General features: G+C 48.2%; 15 protein-coding genes and 1 tRNA gene. 12 read left to right on the top strand and 4 right to left on the bottom strand.

Annotated elements, in window-relative coordinates; translation table 11 throughout:
- Window positions 1–2 precede the first annotated feature (2 nt).
- Both Q366_RS06520 and Q366_RS06515 read left to right on the top strand, forming a co-directional pair.
- Window positions 3–1,769 (top strand): B12-binding domain-containing radical SAM protein, encoded by a 1,767-nt coding sequence (locus Q366_RS06520; protein ID WP_035237427.1) that lies wholly within the window; start codon window positions 3–5, stop codon window positions 1,767–1,769.
- 39 nt (window positions 1,770–1,808) lie between these two features.
- The gene (locus Q366_RS06515) at window positions 1,809–3,581 is read left to right on the top strand and encodes a DUF6178 family protein (protein WP_035237426.1); all 1,773 of its coding nucleotides are present in this window, start codon (window positions 1,809–1,811) and stop codon (window positions 3,579–3,581) included.
- Between the two features lie 6 nt (window positions 3,582–3,587).
- On the opposite strand, the gene Q366_RS06510 is transcribed toward Q366_RS06515, so the two are convergent.
- The 4 genes from Q366_RS06510 to Q366_RS06495 all read right to left on the bottom strand — a co-directional run bounded on the left by Q366_RS06510 (window position 3,588) and on the right by Q366_RS06495 (window position 6,968).
- Window positions 3,588–4,328 carry a response regulator transcription factor gene (locus Q366_RS06510; protein ID WP_035237477.1) on the bottom strand — a complete coding sequence of 247 codons (741 nt, stop codon included), beginning with the start codon at window positions 4,326–4,328 and terminating at the stop codon, window positions 3,588–3,590.
- Complete coding sequence (locus Q366_RS06505; RefSeq protein WP_035237425.1) at window positions 4,298–5,314, bottom strand: sensor histidine kinase; 1,017 nt, start codon at window positions 5,312–5,314, stop codon at window positions 4,298–4,300. Before Q366_RS06505 ends, Q366_RS06510 begins: the two co-directional genes overlap by 31 nt.
- 163 nt (window positions 5,315–5,477) lie before the next feature.
- Complete coding sequence (locus Q366_RS06500) at window positions 5,478–6,698, bottom strand: DUF2325 domain-containing protein (RefSeq protein WP_035237424.1); 1,221 nt, start codon at window positions 6,696–6,698, stop codon at window positions 5,478–5,480.
- Between the two features lie 194 nt (window positions 6,699–6,892).
- Window positions 6,893–6,968: transfer RNA gene (locus Q366_RS06495), tRNA-Asn, on the bottom strand.
- A 144-nt stretch (window positions 6,969–7,112) separates the two neighbouring features.
- On the opposite strand from Q366_RS06495, the gene Q366_RS06490 reads away from it, so the two are divergent.
- From Q366_RS06490 to mltG, 10 genes are all read left to right on the top strand, one after another.
- Entirely contained in the window at window positions 7,113–7,400 is a 288-nt protein-coding gene (locus Q366_RS06490; protein WP_035237423.1) for a hypothetical protein, read from the top strand.
- Window positions 7,401–7,531: 131 nt separating this feature from the next.
- Window positions 7,532–7,978, top strand: a complete 447-nt coding sequence (locus Q366_RS06485; RefSeq protein WP_035237422.1) for a SoxR reducing system RseC family protein — start codon at window positions 7,532–7,534, stop codon at window positions 7,976–7,978.
- 130 nt (window positions 7,979–8,108) lie between these two features.
- A complete protein-coding gene (locus tag Q366_RS06480) occupies window positions 8,109–8,474 on the top strand; it encodes a cytochrome c3 family protein (protein ID WP_035237421.1) in 366 nt (121 codons plus the stop codon).
- A 91-nt stretch (window positions 8,475–8,565) separates the two neighbouring features.
- The gene (locus Q366_RS06475; protein WP_035237420.1) at window positions 8,566–9,837 is read left to right on the top strand and encodes a 4Fe-4S dicluster domain-containing protein; all 1,272 of its coding nucleotides are present in this window, start codon (window positions 8,566–8,568) and stop codon (window positions 9,835–9,837) included.
- Between the two features lie 16 nt (window positions 9,838–9,853).
- Window positions 9,854–10,819 carry an RnfABCDGE type electron transport complex subunit D gene (locus Q366_RS06470; protein ID WP_035237419.1) on the top strand — a complete coding sequence of 322 codons (966 nt, stop codon included), beginning with the start codon at window positions 9,854–9,856 and terminating at the stop codon, window positions 10,817–10,819.
- Window positions 10,812–11,396 carry an RnfABCDGE type electron transport complex subunit G gene (rnfG, locus tag Q366_RS06465; protein ID WP_035237418.1) on the top strand — a complete coding sequence of 195 codons (585 nt, stop codon included), beginning with the start codon at window positions 10,812–10,814 and terminating at the stop codon, window positions 11,394–11,396. Before Q366_RS06470 ends, rnfG begins: the two co-directional genes overlap by 8 nt.
- A gap of 21 nt (window positions 11,397–11,417) precedes the next feature.
- Window positions 11,418–12,026 carry an electron transport complex subunit RsxE gene (gene rsxE / locus Q366_RS06460; RefSeq protein WP_035237417.1) on the top strand — a complete coding sequence of 203 codons (609 nt, stop codon included), beginning with the start codon at window positions 11,418–11,420 and terminating at the stop codon, window positions 12,024–12,026.
- 18 nt (window positions 12,027–12,044) lie between these two features.
- Window positions 12,045–12,620 (top strand): electron transport complex protein RnfA, encoded by a 576-nt coding sequence (locus Q366_RS06455; protein ID WP_035237416.1) that lies wholly within the window; start codon window positions 12,045–12,047, stop codon window positions 12,618–12,620.
- A gap of 30 nt (window positions 12,621–12,650) precedes the next feature.
- Window positions 12,651–14,735, top strand: a complete 2,085-nt coding sequence (locus Q366_RS06450; protein WP_035237415.1) for an FAD-dependent oxidoreductase — start codon at window positions 12,651–12,653, stop codon at window positions 14,733–14,735.
- Window positions 14,736–14,811: 76 nt separating this feature from the next.
- Entirely contained in the window at window positions 14,812–15,819 is a 1,008-nt protein-coding gene (gene mltG, locus Q366_RS06445; RefSeq protein WP_035237414.1) for an endolytic transglycosylase MltG, read from the top strand.
- Window positions 15,820–15,974 lie beyond the last annotated feature (155 nt).

Below are 15,974 nucleotides of genomic sequence, written 5' to 3'. Positions count from 1 at the left end.
CTGTGAAGGTTCTGTTTGTTAATCCATCCTGCCTGGATCCACGGGTTACGGACCCGGATGCGCTCCAGGTTCCCATCGGGCTTTATTATCTGGCATCCGGACTTCTGGACCAGGGTTGGATATCCGGTATTTTAAATCTTGCGCCGGCAGGCCCGGCCAACCCGTCGGCAAAGGGATCGGCAAAGAATGCACTGGACCTGTTCTCCCAGGCCGTCATGCGTGAACAGCCTGATATCCTAGGATTTTCCGTAACCAGCCCCACCCGGATCAATGCCATGGCCTGTGCAGACAAGGCCCGGCAGCTTTTGCCGGACAGCCTCATTGTATTTGGGGGGCCCGGTGCCACCTTTATGGCGGATTTCCTGTTTGATACCTGCCCTGCCCTGGATGTGATTGTCAAAGGCGAAGGAGAGATCAGCACGGCAAAGCTGGTCAATGCTGCAAAACAAATAAGAAACCGTTTTGGCACCCTCCACCAGGCCCAGGTTATCAGAGCTGAGCTGATACATGAGCTTGGCCGGATTCCCGGCATTGTTTTCCGCAAGGGCCCAAGCATTCATGACACAGGTCAAAGTGCACTGGTAAAAGACCTGGACACCCTGCCCCACCCGTCCCGGTATTTCACCTACCAGCACCTGTCCATGTCCAGGGGATGCCCCGGGAGATGCACCTTTTGCGGCTCCCCGAAATTCTGGGGCACCTCCCTTGTCCGCCGCCACTCCCCCCAATGGCTGTTCGAAGAGATCAAGGCACTTGCCCAAAAGGGCGTGACCCATTTTTTCATCAGTGACGACACCTTTACCATGGACGGCGACGCCGTCAGGGCCTTGTGCGAAAAAATAATCCGGGCAGATCTTGGCATCACCTGGAATGCCATCTCCCGGGTGGATTATATTGACGAGAGCATACTTGGACCCATGCGCCGGGCCGGATGCATCCAGATCAGCTTCGGCATCGAATCCGGGGCTGAGCCCATCAAAAAGATCCTTGGCAAACCCATTGACAATGACATCTGTGTGGCAGCCTTTGACAAGGTGCGTGCCGCAGGTATCCTGCCCCGGGCCTATTTTATCTATGGCTCTCCGGGGGAGACCGATGCCACCATCCAGGAGAGTATTGATCTTATGATCCGGTTAGGCCCCTTGAGCACGGTGTTTTATATGCTGGTCACCTTTCCCGGCACAGCCTTGTATAACCGGGCCTTACAAAAAGGATGGACCCATGAGGGTGTATGGCAAAAAAACATAGAAGATTTGCCCTGGTGGGAACTGGACCCGGACATGGACTTTTCCCGGGTTAAAGGGTGGGGTGACCGGCTCAGGCAGGCTTTTTTTGACAATATAGAGGATTTTATCAACCGCATTACCCTTCATCCGGATAATGGGTTTGCCCCCTTGCATGCTGATTTCTTATCAAGGCTTGCCATGACCTTTTCCCACGGGGAATATGCCCGGGATGACCGGGTCAAAAATGCCGGGCAGATGGCTGTGAATCTGTTTGAAAGGGCATTGCAGTTTTATCCTTGCCCCAGGGCTTTCCAGGGGCTTGCCATGATGTGCCAGAAGCAAAAGAATTTTTCCGGGGCCATGGCCTTTCTTGACAAAGGGCTGTCCCATTTTCCAGATAACAAGGAGCTTTGTGTGTGCATGGGGGTGTGCCTGATGAATACCGGTGATTTTCACGGCGCATTAACATATTTCACCCCGTTTGCCCATGATCCGGCTTTGGGGCATTACATCAATATATGTAAACAGAAAACAACGCGTTAATTCATTTATCAATCAAACCCGGGGGGAAATATCTTTAATATGAACAACGATTATCAACTGGCCAACCAAACCAGAAAAGAACTGAAGTTACAGAATCTGCGCCGGGACATCATCGTCAGCGACGGGGCCAAAGCCCTTGACATGATCCTGGAGGCCCCCTCCCCTGCCACCTTGATCCAGTCCTTTCCGGATCAGGACCTGTATTACCTGATGCATAAAATCGGGGTTGATGATTTCATTCCGGTTCTGGCCCAGGCCGCATCCAGCCAGTGGGAGTATATCCTTGACGTGGAGGTCTGGGATGACGACCGGCTCAATACCCATATGATGACCCAGGTGTTTTCCCTTTTGTTCAAAGCTGATCCCCAACGGCTTCTCCGCTGGGCCATCACGGAAAAACCCGATTTTGTGGAATATTATCTGTCACAAAAGATGCGTATTTTTATCCGGGAACACGATGAAGTGCCGCCCGAGGATTTTGACGACTACATCACCCTGGATGATAAATTTTATTTCAGGTTTCCAGATCAGCAATCCGGCCCGGATCAAGACCCCCAAGGCGATCTTTTGCCCCAGGATATCCCCCGGGAAGATGGCCTGCCCGATGATGCCCCGCAATTAATCGAACAGATGATAAGAACCCTTGCCGCCATGGACCTGTCGGTTCTCCACGGCCTGTTCCTTGAGACCCTGAGCCTTCTGCCCGCCGAAGCAGAGGAGGAACAGTTCCGGCAAAAAAACATCAGGCTGGCGGAAAAAGGGTTTTTACCGGCCCATGAGGCCATTGGTATTTACCAGCCAGTTGCCGGGAAAAACTTACCTTCCAGACCTGAAACTCCCCGTAACCCCCAGGCATTTGACCCGGATATTCCCATGCCCCCCATGTTTTTCACCCAGTTTTTAAAAGGTGACAACCTGTTTGTAAAAGCCCTGGAACAACTCAATGCACAAGGAGGAATACCGGGTCTTGACAGTGAACTTGCCGCCCTGATCAACAAAGTCATCAGTGCAGACAGGATAAGAATCAGGAACCGGGAATCCATTGAAAAACCCCTTGAAAAAACCATGTCAACCTTAAGCCTGGGCCTTGACGTGCTTATGGAAGGCGCCAAGATCAGCGTGGAGCGTGCCGTAGAGCTGATTAAAAGATATTTTCTTGAAGATATTTTCAGAACCGGAAGCAGGGAAGGTGCAAGGCTGCAGGCCATGGCGCGCAAATGGCATGAGACAAGCTTTATCGGGGCAAAAAACCTGCCCTTAAGTTTTCTGGGGGAAACGTACCTGGGCATTATTGGAGGACTCATGGTCCAGCGGCCCATGTTTTTTGCCAACTATGCCAACAAAACCTTGTACCGCAACTTTGCCAGCCTTTCCGATATCAGGGCCACCCGGCGGCAGCTGGATGAAATCATCTGCCTGGATGATTTTCTCAACCGCCTGGATGTGGACATTGCCACCTTCAGCTTTGGGGTGCTCACATACAAAAGCATGATCCTGACCTTGTGGGTCCGGGACCGTATGGGCCTGAACGCGTCAAAGCCCTTGAGTCTTGCGCCCATTGAAATTTCTGAATTCAAGGATTTTTTTGCCCAGCTTTTCAGCCGGGAAGGGACCATCGACGAGACCCAGGCAAAGGATTTTGGATTATGGGCTGCCCAGGCATCCGGCATGCATGAGACAGATCTGCCCACGGCGCTCCAGGGCATTTTGTACACACTTTTGCGGGAACTGGAGTCGGAATACGGCCATGTCATGACCCGGAATCTGGATCCGCGGTTTATGCCCATGTTTCTTCTGGCAGGGCAGGATTAACCCCTTTTATTCCCCGGGTTCAAAAATATAACCCACAGACCTGCGGCTTTTAAAATAGACCGGGGACTTGGGTTCGGGTTCAAAATATTTTCTGAATCTGACAATGAAGTTGTCCACGGTCCGGGTGGTGGTATCCCTGGCATATCCCCACCCGGCCTTAAGAAGCATTTTCCGGGACAACGGCTTTCCCTGGTGGGCGATGAAAATCCGCAGCAAGGTGATTTCCTGCTCGGTCAGGACCACTTCACCGGCGGCACACCGGGCCGTGGATGTCACAAAATCAATGTGGTTTGTCCCAAAGGAATAGGCGGTTCCTTCAAACAAAGGACAGCCTGATTTTTGTTCCTCTTTTCGGGGCTGTGCGTACCATTCCTTGCGTTTTACAAGCCGCTCCACCCGCAAAAGAAATTCTTCAAGATCAAAGGGTTTGGACAGGTAATCATCCACCCCGTATTTCAATCCCCGAACTTTATCCCGGGTGTCTCCCCGGGCCGATAAAATCAGCACAGGGATCTTTTCATCTTCCCGGCGGATGGTCTGGAGAATGGAAAATCCGTCAACCATGGGCAGCATAATGTCCAGAATAATAAGATCAGGGTCCCAGGCACGCCATTTTTCAAGGCCTTGAATACCGTCGGCAGCCACTTTGGCCTCATATCCCTGGAGGGTGAGGTTCAACTTGATCCCCTCGGCAATATGGGATTCATCCTCTATGATCAAAACACGTTTTTTCTCAGCCGTTTCCATAACACCTTATCTCTGACGCCGGCAATGCTTGCCCGGGGGATGGTAATGGTAAATTTGGCGCCTTTCCCTTTACCTTCACTGGAGACCGAGGCACGCCAGCCATGAATGGCAGCAATGCTTGATACAAGATATAACCCAAGACCCGACCCTGTGGTTGAATGGTTATTATTCCTGTCTGCCTGGTAAAATTTTCGAAAAATCTTTTTTGCCTCCTCTTTATCCACACCTATGCCGTTATCAATAAAATCTATGGTGACTTTCTGCAAGTAACTTTTAAACAAAACGGTCAGACAGGGTGTGCGGCTTTCATTGTAGCGGATGGCATTTGAAAAAATATTGGTCAGCAGAATATCCAGTAAAAATGCGTTTACCGGATACTCGAATCTGCCCCCTGACGGATTTTCAATCTTGATGTCAAGGCCCCTGAACAGGGTGGCATTTTTCCGGCAGAACTCTTTTAAAAAGACCACAAGGCTTTCCCGGGTCACCTTTGATCCGAAATTCTGGCTCTCTATGCGTGCCAGGTTAAGAATCCGGTCTATATTCTCTGTGAGCCGGTCAATATCCTTGAGCATATCAGCACTGTATTTTTTTACATCTCCAGGGTCCATGGGATGACGGATAAAGGTTTCAAGGTAAAGGCGAAGAGACGTGACAGGGGTTTTCAGTTCATGGGTGAAATTATAGATAAAATTGTGCTGGAGCCGGAACAGGTTCACGGTTTTCTGGTAATAGATAAAGGCTAAAAAAATGCCGGCCAGAACCACGAAGATCAATAGGCTCAGGACAAGTATTGTCATCCCGGTTTTGGAGGGAAAAATGGCCTGGGGCGCGATGTTGAACTTGAGCATCACCACCTCAAGGGCAGAACGGATCTCCATGTAGAGGCTGACCGTGAGGACCAGGAATGTGGCAAGGGCAAAAATGGAACAGGCAAAAATAAACACCGGATGGAGATACCACCGGGAAGGGTTCAGGATCTGCATGATGGGTCAGTCTTTTTTAATCAATTCCGGAAAAATGATGGTGAACGGCACCCCTTTGCCGGGTGCTGTTTCCATATCTACCTGTCTTGCCTTTACAAATATTTTTGTAGCTCCATTATTTCCCGAATTGAAAAAATGTCAACATGTTATTTCTGGATGGGTATTAGTTGATACTTACGGCATCATCGGAAACGATCAACGCCTGGGTAACGGCTGAAAGGCTTGCGCTGTTTAAAATTTTCAGTTCTTTATTATACCGTGTGCATAAATGTTTGACCTTTAAACAGGCATTATGGCTGTTGCAGCTCACGGGGCAGACAACCACATCACACCGTCTGACTTTAGCGGCAAGATCCTCATTGCTGTTTCTAAGATAACCGTCATGATAGTCAAACTCGCCGCCGGCATTTTCAACAATCTGCCGGTAGTAGGATTTCATTTTCGTAATTCCACCGATCATAAAGATCCGCCTGGCGCACAGGCGGCGTCTTGGACAATTTTCGTTGGGGCAGGCTCCTGTTACCGGACAATTCTCCGGTTCCCGGCATGTGTATATATCATCTGTCCCGGCGGCAAAGACCGAAGAGATCTGTGCAAACTCTTCCTTGAGCATTGCGTTCTCATTTCTGGCACTGAACAATTGAATCTCAAGTTGTTTTCTCTCCCGTTCCGCGCGAAGGGTCTCCTCCATTTGACAGCTTAATGCCTGTTCAAGACGTTCAGCATCCTGCGTCAGATCAGGGACTGAGGGCTGCTGCAAAGCGTTTTGGGTTTCAAGTTCACCAAGTCTCTTTTTCAGCCGGGCATTTTCCTTTACAAGAGAATCCTTTTCTTTACCCGTTTGCTTCAACTGACTGACCAGGTCCCGAATTTTTTTACTTTTTTCATCACTCTTGTTTTTTTCCCGGTCCAGGGTCTGATCGGCAATTTCAAGCTTGCGCCGGATATTGAAAACCTCCGCCATATTGGCATGGGAAAGCATATGGACTTCACCTTGGATATCCTTAAGCAACTCAACATTCGTATCTTTGTGGGAAACAATGGCGTACATCACCGGCCCGATGATCCCCCGGGCCGAATAGTCGTTCCATAGGGCTCTTACCCCTTTTTCATCTTTCTTTTTATAAAGGGCTGCAATCTGCTTCATATATTTTAAGGACTGATGCCGAATATAGTTGTTTGTCTTGACGGACACCGCATTTTCATCCCCCATGCACCCCATAAGATAAGTGTGGTGTTCATAGGGTTTTAGGGCGCTGACATTCCAGCCGCATTTTTTAAGTATGTCTTTATGCTTGTCAACCGTCAGCATGGCTCCAATCACGGGACATTTAAAATTGCGCTCAATTTCCCAGATATTTAAAAAACACTTCATGGCGTCCATCAATCATCCCCCCTAAGCTTCAATGATTATAAATTAAGTTATGTAAAACTAATTTATAATTAGATATAAAACAATTCATAAAGTGTCAATAATGAAAAATTTATTTACGGGGTGATATTTTTTTATTAAAGGCAGGAGGCATAAAAACAAAAATCCCGGCAACTTTTAGGTTGTCGGGATAAACTTTTTTATGTTGGCTCCCCAGCACGGACTTGAACCGCGGACTTAGTGGTTAACAGCCACTCGCTCTGCCAACTGAGCTACTGGGGAGCAGCGTCTTTTCAACAAGACTCGTGGTTTATATATCAGCCAAAATTCTTTGTCAAGCAAATTCAATAAAAAATTTGACATCTACTCTCCTGAAGATTATTCTTAATATCAGGTATAAAAAATTTCAGCAAAGGGAGGACGCCGATGAATATTAATAGTATTCAGGGAATGAATGCCTACACATCCAATGCGTTAATGGCAAGCACGACTTCTGCCCGGAATAATAATACGGAAACAACAGGGGTTGACCTAAACAAGGCAAGCATCCAGCCCATTCAAGAAGCCTTTCAAGTCAACATTACCCCGGAAGCGTTAGCACTGCAGTCTAAAAATACAGAATCCCTAGCCAATGAGGCCCAGGAACAGACGCAAACCCTGCAGGCCCAGCAGCCTCAGAGCCGGCAAGGCATCACACTTGATGTTATTGCCTGACATCATGAAATTAGATACAAGAGCGCCAAGTGCTTGCGCCACCAGGCTTTATCTGTGTTTTGATGCCTTTAGTTTTATTTTTTTGTCCGCAGCCTGAAATACCAACATCGATTTTTTTATAAGAGTTCATCATGATTACCGAAGACGGCATTGTCACCCACACCACACCTGAAACAGCCTGGATTAAAACCATCCGCTCAGCAGCCTGCGAAAGCTGTTCCTCAAAGGACTCCTGCGGCGTAAGCCATCACCCTTCCGAAGAGATGACCATCATGGTCCCAAACACGCTGGGTGTGGAAAAAGGAGACCGCGTGATTGTAGGCATGGATTCAGCACCTATGCTTTTTTTGAGCTTTCTGCTTTATGTATTTCCAATTATCCTGCTCATCATTGGCGCACTGATCGGAGATGCCCTCGCACCTGTCTTGGAAATGAGCAGATCTGCCCTGTCCATGGGGTTTGGTTTTTTATTTTTTGCAGTCGCTTTTCTTATCATTAGAAAAAAGCAGGCAGGCATGTCAGGAAAAGACAAATATAAACCCTTTCTGGTGAGAAAAAAAATTCAGCCCAGTTCCTAAAAATTGCACCATTGTAATAAATAAATTTCCACCACTTTTTCCTTGTAAATCTAAAATCAATATACTATATACGCTTCCAGTTGTGGGTTCGTCGTTAAACTCTAACCCCTAAATTATTGAGAGAAAAGTTATGACATCACAACGAGACCTGAAAATTGCTGTATGGATCATGATCGTTCTTTTGGTCACAGGGATTGTATGTTACGCGTCCTTTTCCCAACCTGTTCCGGATAATCCAGTCAGACTGATGTTTCAGAACAAAGCAGGCAAAGTTTTATTCACCCACCTTATGCACACAGACGACTATTCTTTAGATTGTCTGAACTGCCATCACAACCTTGAAGATGGCGAAACCTACAACTGCAGTGAGTGCCATGAGGAAACAGGTGATGAAAGCATGCCGTCCAGGGCTGACGCATTCCACGCCCAGTGCAAGGGATGCCATGAAGATTATGGTGCGGGTCCGGTAGAATGTAATGCATGTCACGCAAAATAATTTTTTCAGGACCACGGATATCAACCGACGGACATAACCTGAATAAATTTAAAGCTTGGCTTAAGATTTTTACAAAACTTAAGGACTAATTATGATTAAACGATCTTTTTTCGCTCTATCCAAACCCAGGCTGACGTATGATCTGCTGGATACGTCCCTGCAATCTGCCGAACCGCTTGCAGTTCCTGGCAGCCTTACCCTCCTTTTGCCTGAAAAAATCGACAGCGCAAAAAAGGCTTTGATCGGCCCGGGAGATGCTGTCAAAAAAGGGCAGAAATTAAAGCTTTACGACGACAGCACACCGTATGTTCTGTCTCCTGTCGCAGGTACGATCAAAGGATTTGATTCCTACTCTGATGACTTCGGCAACAAAGCAACATATATAATGATCAAGCCGAATCCATCAGCCAAAGGCGATGAGCAGTGGGCCCAGACAAATCTGGAACAAACCCTTGAGTTTGCCGTCGGCCACCTGGGACAGATCCCCGGAGCACTGCCCTTTTCAACCCTGGCAAACCCGGACTATGATATCAGGACCATTGTTGTGACAGGTGCGGACACAGACCTTTTGTGTGATACCTGCCAATTTGTCTGCTCCGCATATGCAGACCAGATGGCCGCCGGAGCCAGGATTCTTAAAGCGATGATCCGGGCTGACCGGATCTGCATTACAGTGCCTGAAAATCTTTCAGTACAGGTGGACCTTGATGGATTCAATATACTCAGGACATCTGATACATACCCGTCCAACCTGCCGGCCATGGTAATGAAAGATCATTTGGGCAAGGTGCTTTCACCAGGTACCATCCCTGAAAATGAGGGCGTCTGTTTTATTCGCCCCGAGGCCCTGGTTTCCCTTGCCCGGATTTACGAAACCGGACACCCGGTGTTTGACAAGGTCATCACGCTAATTGATAAGGGCGGGAAAAGATACCGGGTCAAGGCCACCATCGGCACACCCATCAGTAAAATACTTTCCTGTTTTAATGTCCAGATCAATGAACGGGACCGGGTCATCATCGGCGGCCCCATGCGCGGTCTTGCCACGTATACGGTTCATCACCCCGTGGTTCCTGATATGGATACAATTATGGTTCAGGACAGGGATGTGATTGCCGAACTTTCGGACAGTGCCTGTGTCAACTGCGGTGAGTGCATCCGCATCTGTCCGGCCAATGTACCGGTGAACCTGCTGGTACGGTATCTTGAAGCAAACCTTTATGAAGAGGCAGCAGACCGGTTCGATCTGGAATCCTGTATAGAGTGCGGGCTTTGCAGCTATGTATGCCGGGCCAGGATTCCTTTATACCAGTATATCCGCCTGGGCAAACATGAACTGTTGACCCTTCGTGAAAATGCTTGAAGATGGGAGGAAACCAATGACAAACACTAAACTGATCGTCTCCCATGCCCCTTTCTGGCATAGCGGAGACAGCTTATTTCAACAGAATTTGAATTTTCTTATCGCCCTTGTACCGGCCGCACTTTTCGGTATTTTCAAATTTGGTGCGCCTGCGCTTGGGGTGCTGACCCTCGCCACTTCATCAGCCATGCTCTGGGAAGTGATCATGGCGATTATTTCCAAGCAGAAAATCGCCATTGCCGATATGGAATCGGCGGTCATCGGCCTGCTGTTCGGCATGATGGTTCCGGCCACAATGCCTTGGTGGGTTGTGATCACCGGCACATTTGTTGCGGTGGTTCTGGGTAAATATGTATTTGGCGGTATCGGCGGCAATCCGTTCCATCCTACGCTGGTGGGTATTGCCATTCTCATGATGTCCTGGCCCGCATTCCTGGACTTTGATACGGCTTATGTATCATACCAGTTTGATTTCACTGCCCTGGCACCATTGGCAGCGCTGAAATCCCAGGGCACATCCGTTTTATCCTCATTTTCCACCTATGACCTGCTCATGGGCAACGAAGTGGGCGGTATTGGTTCCACCTTCGGGCTTGGCATCATCATCGGCGGGATTTATCTGATATTACGGGGTTACACCCGCTGGGAAATTGTGGTAGCGTTCATCGCAGGTATTCTGATTACCGCAACGCTTTTCTATGTACTCCATCCGGACACATATGCACCGCCCCTGTTCCACCTGTTTTCAGGATATACACTTTTAGGCGCCTTCTTTCTGGCTGTGGAAAATTCATCGTCCCCGGTTCATCGTATTCCCATGCTGGTTTACGGATTTTTAGGTGGATTTATGATCATCCTTGTCCGTAATATCGGTATTTATCCGGACGGCACGATCCTGTCCATCCTGTTGATCAATCTGATTAATCCGCTGATTGATGTAATAAAACCCAAAGCCCTTGGAAAGGGGGTTTCCCATGCGTGAGATGCTGAGTATGATTGTGGTACTGACCGTGCTCACGGCAGTATCCGGTGGCCTTCTGGCAGCTGTTGAACAGACAACCAGGCCCCAGATCGAAGAGCAGGTTTTAAAATTTCAAAAAGAACCGGCTATCAAAGAAATCTTTCCGGACGCCACCAATAACCCCATCCAGGAACGCGCTGACGTGACTGCTGATGGGACCACACTTCAGGTTTTCCCGGCCGTTCTTAGCAACGGAAAGAAAGCTGTCGCGTTTGAAGCCAAGGGCACCGGCTTCGGCGGTCCTGTGGGTCTGATGGTCGGTATCAACATTGACACCGATGAAATCATTGCAGTGCGCGTTACAACCCACTCGGAAACGCCAGGCATCGGTTCCAGAGCCAAAGAGGACCTGTCCTTTGTTTCCCAGTTTGCCGGCAAGTCCATGTCCGCCAATTTCAGCCTTAAAAAAGGCGGTGGTGACATTGACGCCATGTCCGGTGCAACGGTCACGTCAGGCGGTGTCAGCCAGGCCGCAATCGCAGCCCAGGCCCTGTACAAGAAACTGAAACCTGAAATCGTTAAACAGATCGCCAACTAAGGTCGTTCAGGAGAGATAATTATGGCACAATCCCTGGTAAAAGAATTTACAAAAGGTCTGTGGGCGGAAATTCCCCCGTTCCGGCTGGTTCTTGGGCTTTGCCCCACCCTTGCCGTAACCAAGACCGTAGAAAACGGCATCGGCATGGGCGTGGCTACTACCTTTGTTCTGGTCTTCTCAAATATTTTGATCTCCATGCTTAGAAATATAATCCCATCAAAGGTCAGAATTGCCTGCTACATTGTTATCATTGCAACATTTGTTACCATTGTGGAGTTTATGATGCAGGCCTATACCTATGAACTGTTCCTGAAACTGGGTATTTTCATCCCCCTGATCGTTGTAAACTGTATTGTACTGGGCCGGGCAGAAGCCTTTGCCGGTAAAAATACAGTGATTCCCTCTGCGGCTGACGGCCTGGGCATGGGCATTGGTTTTACCATGTCCCTGGCAGCACTTGGGGCGGTGCGTGAGCTCATCGGGGCCGGCACCCTGACGGTATGGGGTGGTTCTCCCATCTTTGAAATAGGTCATGGCTATATTCCCTTTCAATTCATGGTTGAAGCACCGGGTGCATTTATCGGCCTGGGCCTGATGCTCTGCCTGATGAACCTCATCGGGCAAAAATAAGGTAAGGAGATTTATAACATGGGTGATTTATTTGTTCTGGCAATCAGCTGCATTTTCATCAACAATATTCTCCTTGCCCAATTCTTAGGCAACTGCCCCTTTCTGGGCACCTCCAAAAAGATGGAAACGGCCATGGGAATGGGCATGGCTGTTGTATTTGTTCTGGTCATGGCAGGCATGATAACCTGGATCGTAGATGTGTATCTGCTTAAAGCGATGAATGTGGAATTTCTGAGGACAGTGTCCTTTATTCTGGTTATCGCGGCTCTGGTTCAATTCGTGGAAATGTTTTTAAAAAAGAGTATCCCGGGGCTGTATGCAGGCCTGGGTATCTTTCTTCCACTGATTACAACCAACTGTGCGGTTATGGGTGTATGTCTGATTAACATCAAGGAAGAATATACCTTTATTGAAGCCCTGGTATCCTCTTTTGCCTATGCCGTCGGTTTTGGTCTTGCTCTGGTTCTGTTTGCCGGCGTCAGGGAACGGGTCATTCTATCCCGGGTGCCCAAACCTTTACAGGATACCTCCATCGGTCTTGTGACTGCGGGCCTGATCGCATTGATATTTACCATTTTCAGGGGCATGGTTTAGTTTAACACAAATATAATATAAGGTGATTGTATGATTCCAGCTATACTGCTAATGCTGGGCATTGGCGCAACATGCGGCATCGTGCTCAGTCTTGCTTCCAAAATCTTTTATGTGTATGAAGACCCCAGAATCGCACAGGTAGAGAACAATCTTGCAGGTGCCAACTGCGGTGGTTGCGGCTATGCGGGTTGTTCTGCAGCCGCAGAGGCCATTGTTACGGGTAAGGAAGCCCCAAGTCTTTGTATTGTCAATTCCAAGGACGGCGTTGAAGCGGTTTCCCGTATTATGGGCGTGGATGCGGGCGAGGCTGAAGCTCCGTTATCCTACAATATGTGTGAGGGCGGTAACCGGGCTGCTGATAAATACCATTACATGGGTGTGTCATCTTGCAAAGCCATGGATGCTGTTTATGGCGGACACAGGGTTTGCACGGTCGGCTGCATCGGTCTTGGGGATTGTATCAAGGCATGCAAATTTGGCGCCCTTGACATGGGTCCGGACGGTTACCCCGTGGTTGATGACGCCAAGTGCGTTGGCTGTGGTGCCTGCCAGAAAGCCTGCCCCAAAGATATTATTCAGGTCAAAACCCTGACAGAACAACTACTGAAGTTCAACCAGACGCATGATCCTCTGGCACCTTGCGCCCAGACCTGCCCTGCTGAAATCAATATTCCGAAATATATCAGTGAAATAAAAGCCGGAAAATATGCCGAAGCAGTTCAGACCATACGCATGAGAAACCCCCTTCTCCTTTCCTGCGGAAGGGTATGTCCTCATCCTTGTGAAGATATGTGCAGAAGGGGTCTTGAGGATGAACCGGTTTCCATTAATCAGCTCAAACGCTTTGTTGCTGACTATGAAATGAATTCTGGTTCCCGTATCCCCATTACCTGTGCCCCTGATACCGGTAAAAAGGTGGCTGTAATCGGCGGCGGGCCTGCCGGACTTTCCTGTGCATATTTTCTAAGGCGGATCGGTCATCAAGTCGATATATTTGACGCCATGCCAAAACTTGGTGGTATTATCAGATACGGCATCCCAGAGTACAGACTTCCTAAAAAGGTTCTGGATTGGGAAATCCAGGGAATTCTCGATTTAGGAATCAATGCCTTTACCCAGGTTAAATTCGGAGTAGACTTTGGACTAAGTTCCTTGGTAGCCTCCGGATACAACGCCATATTCATGGGAATTGGTGCCTGGAGCGATTATGCCCTCGGTATTGAAGGGGAAAACCTTGACGGATGTTATAAGGGAATTGACTGGCTTTCAAAATTTGCCAGCGGTCAGGATATAAAATTGGGGAAAACCGCTGCTATCGTCGGTGGTGGGAACAGCGCCATTGACTGCGTCAGAACACTGAAGCGGCTGGGGCTTGAAAAAGTGTACATTGTTTACAGAAGAACCCGGAAGGAAATGCCTGCCAATGCAGTGGAGATTCATGCAGCAGAAGAGGAAGGCATTGATTTTGTATTCCTTGCAGCCCCCACACGGGTCATTGGAGATGAAAACGGCAAGGTTAAAGGCCTTGAATACCTGAAAATGGAACTGGGTGAACCGGATAAATCCGGTAGAAGACGGCCTGTACCCATTGAAGGGTCTGAAACCGTACTGGACGTTGATATGGTCATCTCTGCCATTAGTCAGGCACCGGATCCCTCTTTTAAGGATACTGATCCAACTCCGAAAATAAAAGACCTGGAATTGACCCGCTGGAATACCATTGACAACAATCCTGAAACCCTGCAAACTTCAATCCCATATATTTTCACCGGGGGGGATTCAGCAACCGGACCGTCCCTTGTTGTTACTGCCATTGGCGGCGGAAGGCGTGCCGCCCGCGCCATCGACCTGTTCCTGAAAGGGAAACCGGTTGAACCGGTCGAAAATTCCTTACTGGGAAAAAGAATTCCTGAATCTATTTTCAAAAACGTTGAAGGTATAACGCCCATCAAACGGGCTAAAATGCCGGAAATACCGGTTAATCAGAGGCTGGATTCAATGATTGAGGTTGATCTGGTTCTGCCCGAAGACCAGGCGCTTGCCGAGGCGGATCGCTGTCTGAACTGCTGTCGGATCTGCTACAATCCTGATACCGAGTTTCCTATTGCCAAATAAATAAGGTACAAAGAAATAATTAAACATACGGGTCTGACCGATTTACCGGCAGGCCCGTTTTATTTTTATATTAAAAATGACAAAAAAAATTATCCTTTTTTTCGCCATCATCTGCTTGAGCATCGCAATAGCCGCCGGAGCTGCTATGTACTGGATGGCTTCTTTTATCAAGACACCTGCCGCCCAAATTTCTAAACCTGTCAATTTTACGGTATCTTCCGGCCAGCATTTATCCTCCATAGCCCAGAACCTTGAAGCACAGGAATTAATTTCAAATCCTAGTGCATTTAAACTATATGCCCGGCTGAAAAAGGCAGCTACCCGGATAAAGGCCGGGGAATACGAGATGAACACCGGGATGAGTCCGGAGACCATCTTAAATCTTCTTACTTCGGGTAAAAACAAATTATACCGGTTTACCGTTCCCGAAGGCCTGGACATGGAAGAGATTGCGATACTCGCCCAGGAATCCGGTTTGTGTTCCCGACAGCAATTTTTATCTTTGTGCAATGATCTTGAATTTATCAATCAGTGTGAAGTACCGGGCATGACCTTAGAAGGCTACCTGTTCCCTGAAACCTATTTTTTTTCCAAGGAGACAGGCTGTAAAACCTTAATCAAAAAAATGATATCCACCTTTAAAAAAACATTTAATGACAAGTGGAAAGCCCGGGCAAAACAGATAGGCCTAAGCGTCCATGAAGTTGTCATCCTTGCCTCAATCATTGAAAAGGAGACCGGCAATGCCAAAGAGAGGGCAATGATTTCATCGGTCTTCCATAACCGCCTCAAACGCCATATGCGGCTTGAAAGCGACCCCACAGTGATTTACGGGGTATCTGACTATCACGGAAGAATCCGATATAAACATTTAAGGCGTGTCACCCCCTATAATACCTACCAGATAGACGGACTTCCGGCCGGTCCCATTGCCAACCCGGGTGCCCAATCCCTGAAGGCAGCCCTGTATCCTGCCCGGACAGACTTTCTTTACTTTGTATCAAAAAACGACACCACTCATAAATTTTCCACCAATCTGAAAGACCACAACAAAGCCGTAAAAAAATATCAGCTTAGCCAGTGACTTCCGACTCTATTCCTGATTTGGTTTACGACTTTTCCGATTCCCAGATCCCGACAACCGGTTGAAATTAATTTTTCCAGCGCTTAAGGGGATTTCCGGTGCCGTATGCTTAAAATCGACCTAAAAAATTGCTGTTTCAGCCCTTTTCAGGGGTT

Source organism: Desulfobacter vibrioformis DSM 8776, from assembly GCF_000745975.1.
Lineage (GTDB): Bacteria > Desulfobacterota > Desulfobacteria > Desulfobacterales > Desulfobacteraceae > Desulfobacter > Desulfobacter vibrioformis.
Note: the sequence above shows the minus strand (reverse complement) of the source record. Positions and strands in the feature narration are given on the sequence as shown.

What these genes read in the sequence shown, in the direction of transcription:
- Q366_RS06505 (WP_035237425.1), bottom strand. Translation starts at nt 5,314, where the DNA reads ATGCAGATCCTGAACCCTTCCCGGTGGTATCTCCATCCGGTGTTTATT.
- Q366_RS06500 (WP_035237424.1), bottom strand. Translation starts at nt 6,698, where the DNA reads ATGGACGCCATGAAGTGTTTTTTAAATATCTGGGAAATTGAGCGCAAT.
- Q366_RS06515 (WP_035237426.1), top strand. Translation starts at nt 1,809, where the DNA reads ATGAACAACGATTATCAACTGGCCAACCAAACCAGAAAAGAACTGAAG.
- rnfG (WP_035237418.1), top strand. Translation starts at nt 10,812, where the DNA reads ATGCGTGAGATGCTGAGTATGATTGTGGTACTGACCGTGCTCACGGCA.
- mltG (WP_035237414.1), top strand. Translation starts at nt 14,812, where the DNA reads ATGACAAAAAAAATTATCCTTTTTTTCGCCATCATCTGCTTGAGCATC.
- Q366_RS06455 (WP_035237416.1), top strand. Translation starts at nt 12,045, where the DNA reads ATGGGTGATTTATTTGTTCTGGCAATCAGCTGCATTTTCATCAACAAT.
- Q366_RS06510 (WP_035237477.1), bottom strand. Translation starts at nt 4,328, where the DNA reads ATGGAAACGGCTGAGAAAAAACGTGTTTTGATCATAGAGGATGAATCC.
- Q366_RS06485 (WP_035237422.1), top strand. Translation starts at nt 7,532, where the DNA reads ATGATTACCGAAGACGGCATTGTCACCCACACCACACCTGAAACAGCC.
- Q366_RS06475 (WP_035237420.1), top strand. Translation starts at nt 8,566, where the DNA reads ATGATTAAACGATCTTTTTTCGCTCTATCCAAACCCAGGCTGACGTAT.
- Q366_RS06480 (WP_035237421.1), top strand. Translation starts at nt 8,109, where the DNA reads ATGACATCACAACGAGACCTGAAAATTGCTGTATGGATCATGATCGTT.
- Q366_RS06470 (WP_035237419.1), top strand. Translation starts at nt 9,854, where the DNA reads ATGACAAACACTAAACTGATCGTCTCCCATGCCCCTTTCTGGCATAGC.
- Q366_RS06450 (WP_035237415.1), top strand. Translation starts at nt 12,651, where the DNA reads ATGATTCCAGCTATACTGCTAATGCTGGGCATTGGCGCAACATGCGGC.
- Q366_RS06490 (WP_035237423.1), top strand. Translation starts at nt 7,113, where the DNA reads ATGAATATTAATAGTATTCAGGGAATGAATGCCTACACATCCAATGCG.
- rsxE (WP_035237417.1), top strand. Translation starts at nt 11,418, where the DNA reads ATGGCACAATCCCTGGTAAAAGAATTTACAAAAGGTCTGTGGGCGGAA.